Source organism: Leptospira koniambonensis, from assembly GCF_004769555.1.
In the GTDB taxonomy this organism is placed as follows: domain Bacteria; phylum Spirochaetota; class Leptospiria; order Leptospirales; family Leptospiraceae; genus Leptospira_B; species Leptospira_B koniambonensis.
On the sequence record NZ_RQFY01000001.1, the window covers coordinates 140994 to 157160 of the forward strand.

The 16167-nt window shown below is 37.8% G+C and carries 15 protein-coding genes; 8 read left to right on the plus strand and 7 right to left on the minus strand.

The window, feature by feature from the left end; all coding sequences use genetic code 11:
- Positions 1 to 51: 51 nt before the first annotated feature.
- Positions 52 to 1071 carry a class 1 fructose-bisphosphatase gene (gene fbp, locus EHQ52_RS00665; protein WP_135613362.1) on the plus strand — a complete coding sequence of 340 codons (1020 nt, stop codon included), beginning with the start codon at positions 52 to 54 and terminating at the stop codon, positions 1069 to 1071.
- Between the two features lie 320 nt (positions 1072 to 1391).
- The gene (locus tag EHQ52_RS00670; RefSeq protein WP_135613363.1) at positions 1392 to 3044 is read left to right on the plus strand and encodes a thiol-activated cytolysin family protein; all 1653 of its coding nucleotides are present in this window, start codon (positions 1392 to 1394) and stop codon (positions 3042 to 3044) included.
- 55 nt (positions 3045 to 3099) lie between these two features.
- Here EHQ52_RS00670 and galE read toward each other — a convergent pair whose 3' ends face one another.
- Together galE and EHQ52_RS00680 are read right to left on the minus strand one after the other, a co-directional pair.
- Positions 3100 to 4071, minus strand: coding sequence for a UDP-glucose 4-epimerase GalE (gene galE / locus EHQ52_RS00675; protein WP_135613364.1), 972 nt, complete (start codon positions 4069 to 4071; stop codon positions 3100 to 3102).
- Positions 4072 to 4128: 57 nt separating this feature from the next.
- Positions 4129 to 4689, minus strand: coding sequence for an ion transporter (locus EHQ52_RS00680; protein WP_135613365.1), 561 nt, complete (start codon positions 4687 to 4689; stop codon positions 4129 to 4131).
- Between the two features lie 129 nt (positions 4690 to 4818).
- Between EHQ52_RS00680 and EHQ52_RS00685 the strand changes: the two genes are divergently transcribed.
- The 4 genes from EHQ52_RS00685 to EHQ52_RS00700 all read left to right on the plus strand — a co-directional run bounded on the left by EHQ52_RS00685 (position 4819) and on the right by EHQ52_RS00700 (position 8741).
- Positions 4819 to 5028, plus strand: a complete 210-nt coding sequence (locus EHQ52_RS00685) for a YgaP family membrane protein (RefSeq protein WP_135613366.1) — start codon at positions 4819 to 4821, stop codon at positions 5026 to 5028.
- Between the two features lie 3 nt (positions 5029 to 5031).
- Positions 5032 to 7530 (plus strand): cation-translocating P-type ATPase, encoded by a 2499-nt coding sequence (locus EHQ52_RS00690; RefSeq protein ID WP_135613367.1) that lies wholly within the window; start codon positions 5032 to 5034, stop codon positions 7528 to 7530.
- Between the two features lie 42 nt (positions 7531 to 7572).
- Positions 7573 to 8358 carry a helix-turn-helix domain-containing protein gene (locus EHQ52_RS00695; RefSeq protein WP_135613368.1) on the plus strand — a complete coding sequence of 262 codons (786 nt, stop codon included), beginning with the start codon at positions 7573 to 7575 and terminating at the stop codon, positions 8356 to 8358.
- A 68-nt stretch (positions 8359 to 8426) separates the two neighbouring features.
- The gene (locus EHQ52_RS00700) at positions 8427 to 8741 is read left to right on the plus strand and encodes an antibiotic biosynthesis monooxygenase (RefSeq protein WP_135613369.1); all 315 of its coding nucleotides are present in this window, start codon (positions 8427 to 8429) and stop codon (positions 8739 to 8741) included.
- A gap of 46 nt (positions 8742 to 8787) precedes the next feature.
- Here the strand turns inward: EHQ52_RS00700 and EHQ52_RS00705 are convergent, their stop codons facing one another.
- The 4 genes from EHQ52_RS00705 to mgtE form a co-directional block, all read right to left on the minus strand.
- Positions 8788 to 9744: a c-type cytochrome gene (locus tag EHQ52_RS00705; RefSeq protein ID WP_135613370.1), complete on the minus strand. Its 957-nt coding sequence runs from the start codon at positions 9742 to 9744 to the stop codon at positions 8788 to 8790.
- A gap of 39 nt (positions 9745 to 9783) precedes the next feature.
- Positions 9784 to 10761, minus strand: coding sequence for an NAD(P)-dependent alcohol dehydrogenase (locus EHQ52_RS00710; RefSeq protein WP_135613371.1), 978 nt, complete (start codon positions 10759 to 10761; stop codon positions 9784 to 9786).
- A 64-nt stretch (positions 10762 to 10825) separates the two neighbouring features.
- Positions 10826 to 11467, minus strand: coding sequence for an LA_2219 family laminin/E-cadherin/plasminogen-binding protein (locus EHQ52_RS00715; RefSeq protein ID WP_135613372.1), 642 nt, complete (start codon positions 11465 to 11467; stop codon positions 10826 to 10828).
- 44 nt (positions 11468 to 11511) lie between these two features.
- Positions 11512 to 12906: a magnesium transporter gene (mgtE, locus tag EHQ52_RS00720; protein WP_135613373.1), complete on the minus strand. Its 1395-nt coding sequence runs from the start codon at positions 12904 to 12906 to the stop codon at positions 11512 to 11514.
- Between the two features lie 137 nt (positions 12907 to 13043).
- Here mgtE and EHQ52_RS00725 point away from each other — a divergent pair, with 137 nt between their 5' ends.
- A complete protein-coding gene (locus EHQ52_RS00725; RefSeq protein WP_135613374.1) occupies positions 13044 to 14075 on the plus strand; it encodes an OmpA/MotB family protein in 1032 nt (343 codons plus the stop codon).
- 14 nt (positions 14076 to 14089) lie between these two features.
- Positions 14090 to 15106 carry a cation diffusion facilitator family transporter gene (locus tag EHQ52_RS00730; protein ID WP_135613375.1) on the plus strand — a complete coding sequence of 339 codons (1017 nt, stop codon included), beginning with the start codon at positions 14090 to 14092 and terminating at the stop codon, positions 15104 to 15106.
- On the opposite strand, the gene EHQ52_RS00735 is transcribed toward EHQ52_RS00730, so the two are convergent.
- Positions 15103 to 16161 (minus strand): acyl-CoA dehydrogenase family protein, encoded by a 1059-nt coding sequence (locus tag EHQ52_RS00735; protein ID WP_135613376.1) that lies wholly within the window; start codon positions 16159 to 16161, stop codon positions 15103 to 15105. The genes EHQ52_RS00730 and EHQ52_RS00735 overlap by 4 nt on opposite strands.
- Positions 16162 to 16167 lie beyond the last annotated feature (6 nt).

Here is a 16167-nt window from a genome sequence, read left to right on the forward strand (position 1 = left end):
AGGAGCGATTTTATATCCGGTATAGCCTAAAAGCTAAAAGGAGAACAAGTCGTGAGCGCCCACCCTACACAATTAATGAGTCTTTCCCAATATTTGATCGAGGAACAACTCAAACTTCCGCAAGCTACCGGGGATTTTACGGCACTCATGAGCCATCTCGTATACGCCGCAAAAGTTGTTTCTAGAGAAGTTAGAAAAGCTGGTCTTTTAGAAAATATCTTAGGTGCAACAGACCAAACGAATGTCCAGGGCGAAACAGTCATGAAACTGGATGAATACGCGGATAAAATTTTCACTCATACACTTACCCGCTGCGGACACTTATGTGTAATGGGAAGCGAGGAACAAGAAGATGTTATTACAATCCCAACAGGTTATAAGATCGGAAAATATACGATCGCTATAGATCCTTTGGACGGTTCTTCGAATATTGATGCAAACGTTTCTATCGGTACTATTTTTTCAGTTCATTTAAGAACTTCTCCGCAAGGAACTCCTGGAACTAAGGAAGATCTTTTGCAAAAAGGATCTAAACAAAGAGCTGCAGGATATATCGTTTACGGATCTTCTACAATGCTTGTTCTATGCGTTGGAAAGGGAGTCTCTGGTTTTACATTAGATCCATCTTGCGGAGAATTTATTCTTTCTCACCCAGAAATGAAAATGCCTGAGTCTGGCGGGATCTATTCTATCAACGAAGGTAATTATGATTATTGGTCGGATGAGGTGAAAAACTATATCCGAAACATCAAGTCAATCGAAGGCGGACGTAAACCTCAATCTCTTCGTTATATTGGTTCCCTTGTTGCGGATTTCCATAGAAACCTATTAAAAGGTGGGATCTTCTTATATCCAAACGATACTAAATCTTCTAAATATCCAAAAGGAAAACTCAGACTTTTATATGAAGTTGCACCAATGGCTCTCATTGCGGAACAAGCAGGTGGAATGGCAGTTACTGTAGAAGGTAAAAGAATTTTGGATCTTGAACCAGAAGAGCTACATGAAAGAACTACATTTGTAGTTGGTTCCAAAAAAGAAGTGGAGCATTTCTTAACCTTTATAAAATAATAATATACCTTCGCGGATCTTCTTTATCTGCTTCGCAGGCAGAAGGTCCGCTATCAATAAGCCTTCTGCTCTTCTTGCTCCCCTTCTCTTTCAAACTTCCTCTCAAAATCACTCCAAAAATAAGCGCTTAATTTTTACTTATATTTTTTACCTTCTCTTACTTTACATAAAGAAGACTTACATCTCATTTTGCATTCTTCTTATATATTATGTTTTAATAATAAACAAAAATATCATGAAATTATTTTAGCGCTTGCTACAATAATTTGGGCAGATAAATCTGTGGGTGTTCGAAGTAGAAACAAGGTATTTTGAAAGAAATGAAGATAGTGAAAAATTGGATCAAACCTTCCGTAGCTGTGGTTTTAACTGCAGGATACTTAATGAGTTGTTCCCCAAATAAATCCAACTTAAGCGGGTTATTGGGTCTTTTAGGAGGCTCAGACTCATCTAAACATGTAGAAGAAACAGGCCCTGGAGCAGTTAAAATTGCGGATGCTGGTTCCTTATACACAGAACCGTCCTACGGACAGGCCCTCTCTTCTTCCAGTAAGGAAGCAATTACTCCTTTTCCAGCAGGTATCCCAGTCCCGGACTCTAAGACCGGTCATTATGCATGTACCACTACAAAGTGGGGAGCTTCCGAAGTAAGAAGTCTTGTGGACAGAGCGATCCTGAACCAAGGCTCAGAGGTTCTTTATCCTGGTGCAGTATTACAAGGTAAGTTTTTGGAAGCAGGAGGTTATACTCCAGTTACTATTCCAAGATCAGGCGGTAAAATTTTCCTAACCGGTTTGAAACTTTCTCCTAATGCGATCTACTCCAAGGAATTACCTCAGGTTAGCGCATCTAATATCCAACAAGGGATCCAAGATATTCTATCAACAGATGTTGTAGGAACCGCGGCAGACGCTTCTTTTAGCGTAGAGCAAGTTTATAACGAAAATCATCTCTTATTCAATCTTGGATTGGATGCTCGTTTTTCTGATGTTGGTCTGAAGGTTAGCCTAGGGATAGACAATCTTGGCAAAAAGAATTACATCCTAATGAAGTTCACCCAGAAATTCTACGACGTAAACTTCGAAGATCCTACTCTTTCTACTTCTGTATTTAGAGATGGAGCTAATTTCCAAGATCCAGAAGGACAAATTTCTGCGAATAATCCTCCATTATATGTTTCTAAAGTATCTTATGGAAGAGCAGTTTATTTCCTTTTGGAATCTGAATACACAGCTCTCCAAGTTAAAACAGCATTAGAAGTTGCTTGGGATCCAGGAATTCTTTCTGCGGTTTCTCCAGTTCCTCCAATAGGCGGAGAAGTATCCGTTACTCATGAGCAGGTTTTGGACAGAACTAGAATTGCTTATTTCGTGAGAGGTGGAAATGCAGGTTTGGCTTTAGCTCCAATCAGCGCTGCGGACTCTGCTACACCTGGAAGTATGTACCAAGCTATTCGTAATTTTTTAGCAAATCCGGAAGCAGCAAACTATTCTGCTGCAAATCCTGGAGTTCCTATCGCTTATACATTGAACTATCTGAAAGACAGATCTGTGGCTAAAATGAGTTACACTACAGTGTATGACCAAAGAGATTGTGAAGCAACTTATTCAGAAAATCCTCAAGTATTCACTGCGAAACTTGGAAAAGTGGATGATAAGGTCCGTTTCCTAATGGATGGACAAGAGTTCTTTTCTACAAATCCAGAAGCAGATGTTTATACAGGACCTGAGATCAATTTGAATAATGCAATGAGTGTTGGTTCAGAGCATGAATTCACAGTGGAATTGTATAACTCGAATTGTTTCGGAACTGCTTTGGATATAGATCTAAAGCTGAATGGAACTGTATTAAGGACACGTAGCCTAAACAGAAGTATAAGCACCTGCGGAAAGCAGTTAACTTATAAATACAAACTGAATAAGATTACTGGTGCTTGGTCCATTATAGAAGAGAACGAAACAGCAGAAATGTAATCACTATTGCCGATCTTTCGGGCTTCTTCTCTAACCGGGGAAGGAGCCTTTTCTTTTAATGAGAATGGTTTTTGTGAAATTCCCAGGCACTATTTACTATATCTTCTATCTTTGCAAATTTAGGATCCCAACCTAATACCTTTTTGGCTTTTGTATTATCTGCGATCAATTTTGCAGGATCCCCTTCTCTTCTGGGACCAATCTTGTAAGGGATCTGGACACCTGAGACCTTCTCCACTGTTTTGATAATTTCCAAAATGGAAAATCCTTGTCCTGTTCCCAAATTGAAGAAGTCCGAGCTCCCACCTTTTTTCAGATACTCTAATCCTAGATGATGAGCCTGAGCCAAATCCATTACATGAATATAATCTCGAACTGCAGTACCGTCTTGGGTAGCGTAATCATTTCCGTTCACAGTAAGTGAATCTCTTTTTCCCAATGCTTTTTCAATCACGATAGGAAGAAGATGTGTCTCCGGATCATGCTCTTCCCCTATATCTAGATCGGAACCGGAAGCATTAAAATAACGAAGTGCCACAAATTTTAAATCGTATGCATGTGAATAGTCCGCTAAAATTTTTTCGATCATTAGTTTGGATTGCCCATAAGGATTGATTGGATCTTGGAGAGTGGTTTCTAAGATTGGAACTTCTGTAACAGCACCATACGTAGCACAGGTAGAAGAAAAGATGAAATATTTAACTCCATGATTTCTCATAGCTTCTAAAAGTTGGAGAGTTCCCATCACATTATTAATATAATATTTTTGAGGATCAGTAACTGATTCTCCCACGTATGCTAATGCAGCAAAATGGATAACTGCCTCGAATTCGTGTTCAGAAAATACACGATCCAGGTCCGCCTTATTTAATAGATCTCCTTTGAAAAACTTTCCCCACTTGACTGCTTTCTCATGGCCATTGGAAAGATTGTCGAATACTACAGTTTCTACACCTAATTTATGGAGATATTTATTCATATGGGAGCCTATATATCCGGCTCCACCGGTGATCAGAATTTTTTTCATAAAGCTTTTACATGTATTTCAGAAGGATCGAAATTGTAAAAGGGAATTTGGGGCTTATTAAGTATCATCTTCCTTCTTATAAGAAGAGCTAGTTAAGGATTCTTTCAGACTGATAAAATCAGAGAGAATAAAGATGATTGTAATAAAAGACAGAATAGCTTCAAAAATTACCAAGATCTCTGCTTCAGTACTTTCCGGAACAATTTTAATAATCCCAATATTCGTGAAGATCATTAGGCTAAAATATACAAATTTAAAAAATAAAGAAGAATAACCCAAGTCCCTTGGAATCCCGGAAAATGAACTCAAATCTGTTTTATAAATACATAGATAATCAAATCCAAAAGATAAAACAATTACACTAATATTGAATGCAATAAACACCAGAAATTCGTAATACTTCAGATCTAATCCTGAAAATTCAGAGATCCTTCTAAATCCTTTTATAAAGAAATAACAGGATTTGAAACATGCCAATATTAATATAAGATATTTTATCTCCAAGCCAGCAAATTCGATTTCATCCAAAAAGATCAGAAGTATTCCTAAAGAAAGAATGAATATATATTCTATAGATGTTTTAAATATAGTCGTGATGATATAACGATCGATTTTCATGATAATTCCAAATTTAGATTCCTATGATATTTATCATTACGTTAGAACAGGTCAACATCCGTCCAATTATTGACAAAGACTAAAATAGAAGAATATTTTTTAAAGAGATATAGTCAATAGGTGTTCAATATGAAATTTATAAATTCAAATTTTTGGGACAGAGCATTCAGAGTTGTATTAGGAACTTCCTTAATTATTTGGGCATTTTATATAGAAGATCTATATAAAATTGGAATTTTCGCGGTCGGCTTTGTGATACTCGCAACTGGAATCGTTGGTTGGTGTCCAATTTATACATTATTTGGTTTGAATACTCGGACCCATTCTAAAAAATCTTAATATTTGGAAGGTTTAAGTTTTCAGCAAGCATCCGAACTTCTTCAAAAGTTCGGACCAAATGAATCTAAGCTAAAAAAGACGTCTTTTTGGAAGACCAGTCTTTCTATACTTTCCGAGCCGATGCTTTCACTGCTATTGGCTTGCGGATTTATCTATGCGTTACTAGGAGATTTAGAGGAAGCAATCACACTTTCTATCGCAGTAATTGCAGTGATTTCTCTCACTATCTATCAAAAGAACAAATCTGAAAAAGCTTTAGAATCTCTCAGAAAACTTTCCCCTTTGAGAGCAAAAGTAATCCGATCAGGAAAGAAAATAGAGATAGATTCCGCGTTCATCGTGCCAGGTGATCTTGTATTTTTATCAGAAGGAGACAGAGTTCCTGCGGATGGTTATCTGGTAGATGGATTAAATCTTCACTCGGACGAATCTTTATTAACCGGAGAATCCGTCCCGGTTTTAAAAGAAGAAGTGGAACTAAACAACCCGGGACCATATTCCGAATCCCAAAAAGTATATTCCGGAACAAAGATAGTTTCAGGAGAAGGTATTTTCAAAGTACTGTTCACCGGAGACTCCACTTCCATCGGTTCCATCGGAAAAGAAATGGGAGAAATTTCGGAATCGGAAAGCCCTCTCCAAAGGGAAGCCAAAAGATTCACAACATTCTTCTTTTTAGGAGCTTTAGTAATTTCTGTTTTTCTAATCTATGGACTTGGGATACGAAATGGAAATTGGATGCAAGCGGTTTTGGCAGCGCTTACATTCTTAATGGCAGTATTACCAGAAGAAATACCAGTTGTGCTTAGTATTTTCTTTTCCTTAGGAGCTTGGAGAATTTCTAAAAGTGGAGTTTTGACAAGAAATCTAAACTCTATTGAGTCGCTTGGAGCGGCAACAGTATTATGCGTGGATAAAACTGGGACCTTAACCGAAAACCAAATGAAAGTTAAAGGTTTGGTTTCTTCTTTTGAAAATAGTTTATTCGAATTTCAAACTCCTGAGGTTGAAGAAGAATTCCATCTATTACTGGAGTTCTCAATTCTTGCTTCTAAAAAAGATCCTTTTGATCCCATGGAAAAAGCAATCAGAGAATTAGGGATCAATCTTTTATACGATACGGAACATCTTCATGCTGACTGGACATTAGAAAAAGAATATCCACTTTCTCCCAAGCTACTTGCGCTTAGTTACGCTTGGAATTCAGAAGAACCTGGAACATTTGTGGTCGGGACCAAAGGCGCTCCAGAAGCGATATTTGATCTTTGCCATTTTTCAGAAGAAAGAAGCACCCATTGGGAGAAGATCACTGAAACCTATTCTTTACAAGGATATAGAGCAATTGGAGTCGCAAGGTCAAAAATCACTAATTCTTCTCTGCCTGATAACCAACATGATCTTACATTCGAATTTTTAGGTTTGGTCTTATTAGAAGATCCGATTCGAGACACGGTCCCTTCTTCCGTTTCCGAATGTATCCAAGCAGGGATCAGGGTCATTATTATCACAGGAGATCATGCAGGAACTGCAAAAGCAGTAGCTTCTAAAATAGGATTAGGGATCCAGACAGAAAGTATAACAGGAGACGAGTTAGAAAAACTTAATGAAGAAGAGTTAAATTCTAAATTAGATTCAGTAGGCATTTTTTCCAGGATCAAACCAGCACAAAAATTAAAGATAGTCACTGCCTTTCAGAAAAAAGGAGAGATAGTCGCAATGACTGGAGATGGAGTGAATGATGCTCTTGCTCTACAAGCAGCCCATATCGGGATCTCTATGGGAAAAAGAGGAACAGACGTTGCAAGAGAGGCTTCGGATCTTGTACTACTTGATGATAATTTTTCCTCCATAGTGAAGTCTGTATTTTTAGGAAGAAGGATCTATGAAAATATACAAAAGAGTATTTCTTATATTCTATCGGTCCATATTCCGATCATAGGAATGTCTCTGCTTCCGGCATTTACAGGTGATCCAATATTCTTCTTTCCTGCACATATTCTACTTTTGGAACTAATTATAGATCCAACATGTTCTATCGTTTTTGAATCACTCGATTTAGAAAAAGGAGATCGTTATTCCAGCCCAAGAAAGAAGAATTCGAACTTACTAACCTTCTCAAAATTTTTTCTCTCCTTGTCTCAAGGAGCTATCGCACTAATCATGCTGCTGACTTTATATTTTTGGATGAAAGAAGAAGGTATTAACGAGAATCAAATCAGATCTTTTGGTTTTATTTTTCTCGTTGTATCTAATTTTAGTTTGATGCTTACAAACTTAACTCATAAAGGAGGGTTTGTTTCCATACTCAAATCATTACATTACAGTGTGTTCTGGATTTTCTTCTTAGCTGCTTCTGCACTGATCACAAGTTTCCAATTCGAATTTAGTCTCAGGTTATTCGGATTTCAGAGAATTCCGATAGAGTGGGTATTTTTCTCGATTGGATTAGGACTTATTTCAGGTCTTGTTTGGGAAGTGAGAAAGATACGTTTTTTTGCTTGAGAGTTTTACAAGAATAAACATTCTATATGTAAGAATCATCTCATGGATATTGAGGCATTTTTACCTAGTAAAAATTTACGACCTTATATTCGCCAATTCCTGATCATAGGTAGTGAATATGGGATGCAGAATAAAATTCTACCAGGATCTTCCTTAGTGCTTTCATTCAGGATCAGCGGAAAGATTACTCATAAGGAAAATAAGGAAGAAGTTCAGGAAAGTATTCTTCCAATGTCCGGAATCACAGGACTAAGACGAATTCCCAGGCTAATCGAATATTCCGAAAATGCGTCTACCCTACTAGTCATATTTAAAGAAGGAGGAGCTGCCAGTTTTATCAAAGAGCCAGTCCATAATCTATTCGAAATGAATCTTTCTTTGGATCATATAATTTCGCCCAAAAAAGTCTCGGAAACAGAGGAGAAACTTTTTCAGACAAAAACAAATCCAGAAAAGATATCAATAATAGAAAAATTCCTAATTAAGGAATGGATAGAGAACAAACAGGACAATTTAATTATCGATTCAATTCGAAAAATCAGAAAGTTTAAAGGAAATCTAAAAATCACAGACTTACTGAAAGGAATGCCAATCAGCAGAGATTCTTACGAAAAACGATTTAGAGAAATAATAGGAACTAGTCCTAAACAATTTGCTAACCTAGTGAGAATGAGAAATATTATAGATTCCTATTCTTCCAAGATCAATTTAACAGAAATTGCTCAAAATGCCGGTTACTTTGACCAGGCTCATTTTATAAAAGACTTCAAAACGTTTACAGGAGAAACCCCAAAACAGTTTTTTAAACTTTCCACCCCCTATTGGTAAAATCCTGAATTTTTACAATTTTCGCCCGCCTAAATCTGGTATTCTGTTCCTAAAAGGAGAACAATAATATGCAGAAAGTTCTAATAGATACATTCATCGTCCCTAAAATAGCAGAGAATGAATTTTTCAATCGAGTTAAAGTGAATCGCAACTTGATAAAAGGACTTCCAGGTTTCGTGCAAGACTACACCTATATTAGGGAAAAAAGCAAAGACGACTTTCAATTCGTAACTGTAGCAATCTGGGAAAATGAAGAAGCAATTAATAACGCTAAAAAGGAAGTGCAAATATCATATCAAAGAGAAGGTTTTGATATGCCAGGAATGCTGCAAAGACTTGGGATCTCGATTGAAAGAGGTATTTTTGAAATATCTCAAAGGTAACGATCAATTTAAGAAGGGAGAATTTCTCCCTTCTTCTTAACGACACTTAGTTGGTAATTTTATTTTTAATAGAAGGAACAGTTTGCAAATAAGCAAACATAGCGGCAAGATCTCCCTCTGTCATTCCTGCATACATTGTCCAAGGCATAATCGTTTGGAAGTCTCCCTCTTTCACTGAATGAGGTTTGTATTTAGAGAGTTCCATACTCTTAAATCTTTTCACAAACTGAGCCTCTGTCCAATTCCCCAATCCTGTTTCTTTATCTGGAGTAAGATTTGCAGAAGTGATTTTGGTTCCATTTCCTAGAGGAAATTCGAATCCTCCGGCTAGTTCCATACCTTCAATCGGTTTTCCTTTATCCTGTTTTGTATGACATTCTGTGCAAGCAGCCGCAACAAACAGATATTTTCCATAAGAAACCTTATCAGCTTTATCTGGAAGTTTTCCAAATTTTGCAGGACTAGGAATTGTTCTTAAGATCAAGTTAAATGGGAAATCAGGGTTTGAACTAGGATTTTTCTTTTCTATGGGTTCTAAACTTCTTAAGTAAGAAATAATAGAAATTAGATCTTCTTTGTCCATCTGTCCGTAAGCTGGGTGAGGCATAACTGGAAATAATGCGTTTCCTTCTTTATTGATCCCACTGGAAATTGCTCTTAAAATTTCTCCGTCTGTCCATTTACCTAATGCACTTGGAGTAATATTCGGAGCCACAAAAGAGCCAGGGAATCCTAGTTTTTGATCAAAAACTTCTCCACCTTCTCCTAATGTTTTAGGAAGTAATGGACCAGAAAATTTTGACCATTCACGGATAGAATGGCAATCCATACATGCAGATACGTGGTTTGCGAGATACTTTCCTCTTTGTATACGTTCTGCACTATTTCCTGCGGAAATTTCGAGAGCAGGTTCGGCATTAGGAAATTTAAAATACAAAAATCCGATGCCGGATACAGGCAATAGGATGATTAATGCTCCAATAAACTTCAGTATTTTTTTCATTCACAGTTCCTTTATATTTTTCTAATCAATCAGCAAAGATCATGGCTTTACTGTAATAATTACTTTGGCACTTGCGTGGCCTTCTTCAACGTACTGGATTGCTTGTGGAACTTCTTCCAATTTATATCGTCTATCAATTACGGATTTGATTTTTCCTGATTTTAATAAATCTGATAAAAACAGAAGATCCTTTTGATTTGGTTCAGAAGATGCTGCGACAATCTTTTGGCTGCCCGCTCGGGAAATGAAAGGTCCTAAAAGTAAAGCTTGGAATAACTGGGCTGTGCCTCCTCCAGCCATTACATATCGACCTTTTGGATATAAGGAACTCTTGTATTCTGAAAGAGTACGATATCCATTTACACCAACGATCAGATCGTATTTTTTTCCATTTTTAGTAAAGTCTTCTTTGGTATAGTCGATCACTTGATCGGCTCCAAGAGATATCGATTGGTTAATTTTAGAAGTGCTACAAACAGCGGTCACATCGGCTCCGAAATATTTTGCGAGTTGTATCGCAAATGTTCCTACGCCTCCCGATGATCCATTTATCAGAACTTTTTGTCCTGCTTCTATCTTACCAAAATCTCTCAAAGAATGTAAAGCGGTCATTCCGGCCAAAGGTAAAGCAGCAGCATCTTCGAAAGATACATTAGATGGTTTTAAAACAAACTCATTTTCTTTACCACATTTGTATTCCGCAAATGCTCCAAAGCCGCTTGCAAAAACATCTCCGAACACTTCATCGCCTGGACGGAATTTTGTAACATTCGGTCCAATAGATTCTACAATTCCAGCAACATCTGCACCTAAGATTGAAATCTTTTTTGGCTTAAAAAGACCTGCGTAAAATCGGACCAGAAATGGATCTGCTTTCATCATGCGCCAATCAGCGGCATTCACAGAAGAGGCTCTTACTTTTACAAGGATCTCATTATCCTTAGGAACAGGTTTTTGAATATCTTTATATTGAAGTACATCAGAAGATCCGTACTTCTCGTATACGATTGCTTTCATTAGTAAACCATTGGTTCTAAAAATTTAGAACCAATGGTCAAGAAATAAAGGAGCGAAAAAGAAATTACCTCTTCTTCACTTCGCCCTTAAGTTCTTCTTTCACTGTATCTCTAGTCGTATTGGATTTGTTTTCCAATTTGATAGTATAGTGAATTTGGTATTTAGTAACCACAGGCTTTTCTTCTGAATGTTCCATAGACCAGCGGGTTACGTCATTCTGTATAATTTTAGCCAAATTATTGATTCGAGGAACTCTAGTATTAAAACGAATCGTTTCAACAGCACCGGTGTTTCCGTTTAGGATCACTAAAATGATCCCATCGTCGTTAAAATTAATTCTATTATATTTTAATAATTCTTCGCTGATGAGTGCGTCTCCACCCTTATCTACTTTTCTTCGAATGAACTTGGAACCTCTGATCTGGCGAACTTGGTAGGATTCACTTGTAATATGGACCCTGAAATATTCGGAAGTATCTTTGGACTGGCTTTGGAAGGAAATAGGATCAGTAGTGGTGATCTTTACTTCTCTACCTTCTTCGTCTACGATGACCTCGCTATCTCCTGCGGGATTTGGAAGGATCTCACCTTTCGGAGTTTCAGGAGTGTGGGAAGGTCCGCCTGAGCTAATACAAGAAATAAATGATAAACAATATAGAACTGCAAAACATGCTAAAAAAGTTCGGAAAACCGAAACGCGAAACATTGGCCTCTCCTATCCAAGGAAATTATATATGCGAAGTATTCCAACTATACCAAATATTGCAAGAACAGTGTGGCAAGCCCCAAGAAACAGAAGAAGCCAAACACGTCTGTGGTAGTTGTTACAAATATGGAAGACGCAATTGCAGGATCAATCCCAACTACTTTTAGTAACATAGGGATACATGCCCCGACGATGGCTGCTACAATTAGGTTCGCAAGCATCGCAAAGAAGATAACAATCGCAAGTGCAAGTTTTCCCGTATAAAAAAATACTACGAGACCTGTAATCGCCCCGATCGTGAGCCCATTGATCAGCCCGATTATACTTTCCTTTCTAAAACCTACAGTCCAATTTGATTGGCTCAGATCTCCAGTGGCAATATTTCTTACTACCACTGTGATGGATTGGGTTCCTGCATTTCCCCCCATCCCAGCTACGATTGGCATAAGACTCGCGAGTAATACAAAAGACTGGATCGTATCTTGGAAAAGAGCAACTGTAGAAGCAGCTACTACTGCTGTTCCTAGATTGATCACAAGCCATGTCAATCTTCTGCGAATAGAGTCCCAGATAGAAGTATTCAATCTTTCCTCTTCTGAAACTCCCCCCATCCTTAAGATGTCCTCTGAAGCTTCTTCCTGAACGATATCCAAGATATCGTCTACCGTGATCCTGCCGATGATCCGGTCCAGATCATCTACTACCGCGGCTGAAACTAAGTCATATTTTCTAAAAATTCGGGCTACTTCTTCCTGGTCCGTATCATAATGAATGGAGAATACTTCTTCTTTTACGAGTCTACTCGCCTTTTGGTTAAGAGGTGCAAGGAATAGATCTTTTAGTTTGATAAATCCTTTTAGATGATTCTCTGAGTCAGTTACATAGAGAAGATAAATATCGTCCGTCTCTTTAGCGACCCTTCTCAATTTGATGATCGCTTTTCTGACAGTGTCAGTCTCGTACGCAGAGGCGAACTCAGTCGTCATCAAACGACCCGCAGTGTATTCTCTAAAATTTAGCTGTTTTCTGATCTGAGAAGAATCTTCTCTATCCAAGGAATTTAGAATTTCCTCGGCTTTTGCCTTAGGGATCTCGGAGATCAGATTTGTAACGTCGTCTGGTTCCAGATTTTCGACGATAGGAGAAATCTCCTTCATATTCAGACGGGAGATCAATTCCGCCTGCAAATCCTCATCAAACTCGACTAAAATCTCAGACTGCTGTTCAGAATCGCAAAGTTTAAATACGTAGAATGCTTCGTCAATATCCAGCTTTTCCAGAACCTCGGCAATATCCGCCGGGTGATTGGAAGAAGTGAAACTGAGCAGGAACTTATTATCCTTATTTTCTACCTTTTCGAGGAAGGAATCCATCCAATCTGCAGATTGCGGATTCGCCTTCAGGGAAGAAGTTTCCTTAGTGCTATTTGTTTCGTCCATTTGGCGTCCCTCCCCCTATGACAGAATCCTGATGGAATTTATCGGTTCAATGAATTTACTGATTTTTGGTACAAGAGTTTTTCATTTGACTGGGGGCTCTCAGCCTTAGAATAGAACCTAGTTCCCATTATCAGACTATGAAACCTTTTTTTTTCCGACTTACTCCCGTTCTTCTAATCCTATTTTCTTTGCCGATATTTTCGGACGCATTTTATTTCCCTTGGGAATACAATAAACTCTATAATGAGAATGCAACTCTTAGAATTGAGTTAGATTCTCTCAGACTTCGTTACAGAAACGAGACCGAAAACGCTAAAAAAGAAAAACTCAGCCTGGATGCCAGGATCCAGAACCTAGAAGAACAGCTCGCAGGCGAAAAATCCTTCCGAGAAAAGGACAGGGAACTTGCAGCGGAGCTGATTCGTGCACTAGAAAATCAGATCGCACTTCTAAAAACCAAAAGTGGAAATAAAGAAAAAGAGCTGATCGAAGAAAATGAGAGACAGTCCAAAAAATACCAGGATCTGATCTCTGAATTAAAGTCAGAACTTGAAAAAGAAAGACTAAACTGCATCCGTAAAATGGACGAGCTCAAAAGAGAATATGAGTCCAAAATTGCAGGTCTGGAAGCAAGGATCAAAGAGTTAGAAGATAATCTATCTAAACTCAAAAATTTGAACGATGATCAAAAAAGAGAATTAAATCGTTTAGCAGAACAAGCAAATGAACTGGAATCTAAACTTTCAGGTGAGATCGCGAAAGGTCAGATCCGAGTAAAACGTTTTCATAATAGACTAGTCATCAATATAGATGATCAGATATCTTTCGATTCTGGCTCTGCAGAATTGAAAAAACAGATCTTTCCGGCACTTGATAAGATCAAAGAGATTTTGGTCAAATATCCTGGCAACCTCATCATTGTAGAAGGTCATACGGATAATATCCCAATACGTACTAAAAAATTTAACGATAACTGGCAATTATCTACAGAGAGAGCTCTTTCAGTAGTTCGTTTTTTATTGGAGAGCAAAAATCTGGATGCGAGGAACTTCTCCGTGGCAGGTTACGGGGAACACCAACCTATCGTTTCTAATGAAACCCCTGAAAATCGTTCTTTGAATAGACGTGTGGATATCGTTTTAGAACCACAAAGTGGTAAGGGTCACTAAGGCTTCTTTCAACTTTGGAAAAAGATCCTCACTCATCTTCTAATTTAGAACCTTTTGCTAGACAGGCTATTCTTCGTCCCAAAAGGAAGGATACATTACGCAGTTTACTTTTTGCATTCTTTCTTTCTATCGGGATCTTTTCCTGGGAGATATTCGGATCTACACAAAGTAAAAGTCTCGCACTTCTTGCAGATGCAGGACATGTGATCTCAGATTCATTTGCGTTTTTACTAAGTATATTTGCAGTTTTAGTATCAGATAAAAAACCAAATGCAAAAATGAACTTTGGATTTTTCAGGGTAGAAGTTTTTGCAGCATTTTTAAATTCCATTCTGATCTCAGGGATTTCAATCTTTATCATATACGAAGCAGTCCAAAGATTCCGGCATCAGGAAGAAATTGTTACTGAATCCATGTTAGTTTTCAGTTTGGGAACGATCGGACTAAATCTAATCTCTGTTTGGCTTTTAAAAAGGATTTCTGCGGACAATATTAATCTTAGAACTGCTTACCTTCATGTTTTGAATGATCTATTCGGAACAATTGCAGTTTTGATAGGAGCAATTCTAATACGTCTTTTTGCTTGGACCTGGATTGATCCATTACTCAGTTTAATTCTTTCTGTTTTTATATTAAGAGCAGCTGCTGTGATATTGAAGGAAAGCCTTTTGATCCTTCTAGAATCCTCTCCCACTTTTGATGAATGGGATCATTTAAAAAAAGATCTATTACAGATCAAAGGAGTGGATTCCCTTCTTTCTGCACATACTTGGACTCTAACAAAAGGGATACACGCATGTGCATTTAGAGTCCAGATCACTAAAGAATCTGATCCTAAAAAGATATTAAAAGAAGCTTATAGGCTTTTAAGAGGAGAATGGAAATTCGAGCAAATCTATCTGCAATTAGAAGATCCTTCTACCACACATGTAATTGATGGGATTATCGCCAAAACTCTACACGATATTGATTCTGAAGAATGGGGACACCATCACCATACTCACGATCATCCTGCACATCACCATCATTAAAGATTTCCGAATTTTCTCCAGCTTTTGGATTGTTTCAGTCTGTTTTTGATATAAACAGGACTTCTGGCAGGATGGATTGTGCAGAATAATCCTAGATCAGGATATTCTTTTTTATAGTCGAAGTTCGGAATAGATTCTAAGATAGATATACATTCATCCAGAATTGCTTCGTATCCATAAGGATGATCTTCTTCTATTTTGTAATTTGGATCCTTGTCTTTTTTATCAGAGATATCTAAACATTTCCCGTAGAGAAGTCCGCTTAAGTCCCAGAGTTTTCCTAAAACAGAAAATCTTTCTCTGGATTCAGTTCCTTGGCTTAGGTCAGATACAATTTTACGGATAGCTCCGCAGAATAAAACAGCGGCTGATAACATTTCGGAAAGATGGATATCTGCACCTAATTTTGTATAATCTTCTATAAAGTGATAATGAGAAGGTAATTTAAAATTTTCACCAGTAATCTTACAATGAGTGGCTTCTCTGGCAACATCCAGATATACTTCTTCGATCTTTAAACCTGGGAAATCTCTCGGGATAAAAAATACTCCAAAACGATTTTGCTCTTCTTCTTTGGCTACGACCAAGTAACCTTCTGCATCTGCTCCGTTGGTTACAAATCCTTTATGGAAATTTATTTCGATTTCACCACTTGGAAGGACTTTTGCAGTCGATTTTAAATTGGTAAGTTTTCCCATCCAACCAGGCTCACTCACTCCCAGTCCCAAAATCCCAAGACCACTTACTAATCTGTCTTGTAGTTCTAATGCTAATTTTTTGGATTCTGAGTTATTAGAAGCACCTTCTTCAGAACCAATCACTAATTTCAGGATCTTTCCGGCCACATTTGTTTGGGCCATCAATCCTACTCCCACACCTATACCATGGGGGAAGGAAGGAATTAATATTAACTTTTCATGAAATGATCTGAACCCGCCATCTTTTAGAGCGTTCAGTAATCCTGCCTTTGCGATATCTGGCAAAGAGGATTTGTAAACGGATCTGAATTCTCCCGGAGGAAAGGAAGAAAGTTTTTCTCTTAATTCTTTCATCATCTTCGG

What these genes read in the sequence shown, in the direction of transcription:
- EHQ52_RS00670 (WP_135613363.1), top strand. Translation starts at nt 1,392, where the DNA reads ATGAAGATAGTGAAAAATTGGATCAAACCTTCCGTAGCTGTGGTTTTA.
- galE (WP_135613364.1), bottom strand. Translation starts at nt 4,071, where the DNA reads ATGAAAAAAATTCTGATCACCGGTGGAGCCGGATATATAGGCTCCCAT.
- EHQ52_RS00680 (WP_135613365.1), bottom strand. Translation starts at nt 4,689, where the DNA reads ATGAAAATCGATCGTTATATCATCACGACTATATTTAAAACATCTATA.
- EHQ52_RS00685 (WP_135613366.1), top strand. Translation starts at nt 4,819, where the DNA reads ATGAAATTTATAAATTCAAATTTTTGGGACAGAGCATTCAGAGTTGTA.
- EHQ52_RS00695 (WP_135613368.1), top strand. Translation starts at nt 7,573, where the DNA reads ATGGATATTGAGGCATTTTTACCTAGTAAAAATTTACGACCTTATATT.
- EHQ52_RS00700 (WP_135613369.1), top strand. Translation starts at nt 8,427, where the DNA reads ATGCAGAAAGTTCTAATAGATACATTCATCGTCCCTAAAATAGCAGAG.
- EHQ52_RS00705 (WP_135613370.1), bottom strand. Translation starts at nt 9,744, where the DNA reads ATGAAAAAAATACTGAAGTTTATTGGAGCATTAATCATCCTATTGCCT.
- EHQ52_RS00710 (WP_135613371.1), bottom strand. Translation starts at nt 10,761, where the DNA reads ATGAAAGCAATCGTATACGAGAAGTACGGATCTTCTGATGTACTTCAA.
- EHQ52_RS00715 (WP_135613372.1), bottom strand. Translation starts at nt 11,467, where the DNA reads ATGTTTCGCGTTTCGGTTTTCCGAACTTTTTTAGCATGTTTTGCAGTT.
- mgtE (WP_135613373.1), bottom strand. Translation starts at nt 12,906, where the DNA reads ATGGACGAAACAAATAGCACTAAGGAAACTTCTTCCCTGAAGGCGAAT.
- EHQ52_RS00725 (WP_135613374.1), top strand. Translation starts at nt 13,044, where the DNA reads ATGAAACCTTTTTTTTTCCGACTTACTCCCGTTCTTCTAATCCTATTT.
- EHQ52_RS00735 (WP_135613376.1), bottom strand. Translation starts at nt 16,161, where the DNA reads ATGATGAAAGAATTAAGAGAAAAACTTTCTTCCTTTCCTCCGGGAGAA.